This is a genomic window from Nonomuraea lactucae (assembly GCF_003313395.1).
GTDB lineage: Bacteria > Actinomycetota > Actinomycetes > Streptosporangiales > Streptosporangiaceae > Nonomuraea > Nonomuraea lactucae.
This window is the reverse complement of record NZ_QNFZ01000474.1, coordinates 1-1232: the sequence shown is the minus strand read 5'-3', so window position 1 is coordinate 1232 and position 1232 is coordinate 1. Positions and strand designations below refer to the sequence as shown.

At 75.4% G+C, this 1232-nt stretch carries 1 protein-coding gene; it reads left to right on the top strand.

The window, feature by feature from the left end:
* Positions 1-1232: glycosyltransferase family 2 protein (locus tag DQW85_RS22780; protein WP_113702180.1), on the top strand; the 1232-nt coding region annotated here is incomplete at both ends.

Genomic DNA, 1232 nt, shown 5'->3' with positions numbered 1-1232 from the left:
CCCGCCGACCGCCCGCCGGGCGCCCGGCTGATCGTCTGCGACGCGCCCGGCCGGGCCAGCGCGCGCAACGCGGGACTGGCCGAGGCGCGCGGCGACGTCATCCACTGGCTCGACTCCGATGTGCTCCTGACCCCCGGCGCGGTCGAGGCCCACATGCGCTGGCACCACACCGCCCCCTACCTGGTGGTGACCGGCTACCTGCGTTTCACCGACGCCCCGGTGCCCGCCGAGCTGCCCGACGACCTGGAGAAGGCCTTCGAACCGGCCGAGCCGCACGCCTGGATCGTCGACCTGGTCGAGCGCACCGGTGGCCTCACCGACAATCCGCAGCGCCCGTTCAGCCTGCACGTCGGGGGCGCCACCTCGGTCAGCGCCCGGCTGGTCGAGGCCGCCGGGCCGATGGACGAGGACCTCATCCTCGGCCAGGACACCGAGATGGGCTACCGCCTGGCGCAGGCCGGCGCCGTCTTCGTGCCCGAGCCGGCCGCCCGCGCCTACCATCTCGGCCGGACCATGCGGATGCGCGACAAACAGCCCATCGACCGGGTGAGCCACGCGTTCGTGGCCGACCGCATCCCCGCCTACCGGTGGCTGCGCTCGCACCCCGGCCGCCAGTGGAAGGTCCCGTACGTGACGGCCGTGGTGGACGGCACGGCCGGGTACGAGAGCGTCCGCGCCACGGTGGACGCGCTACTGGCCGGAACGGTGCCGGACGTCTCCGTCGTCCTCGTCGGCCCCTGGGACTCACTGACGCGCGAGCGCCGCGACCCCCTCCAGGACCCCGGCCTGGACCTCGCGCTGGTCCACGGCCACTACCTCCACGAGGGCCGGGTACGGCTCACGACCACCGCCGACGTGGACCCCGCCGTGCCGTACACGCTGCGGCTGCCGCCCGGCTGGGTGCCCGGCGACGACAGCCTCGCCAGGCTTCTCGACCTGTGCCGCGACGAGGGACTCGGCCTGGTCGGCGTCCTGCTCCAGGAGTCGGCGGACGGGGTGGTGGCCGCCCGCCTCGAACGCACCGCCGCCTTCGCCAGGGCCCGCATCGTGGCCGGACCGGACGAGGACCTCGACGACGCGGTGGACGACGTCGCGGGGGTGACGTGGGTGGCTGGGGAGACGTACGACTTCGGCACGGAGCCGGACGACGTCCTCGGCCGCCGCGGCGCCCACCGCGCGCGGGCGGAGGCCCAGGCCGAGGCGGCGCGGCTGGCCAAGGAGGCCGAACGGCT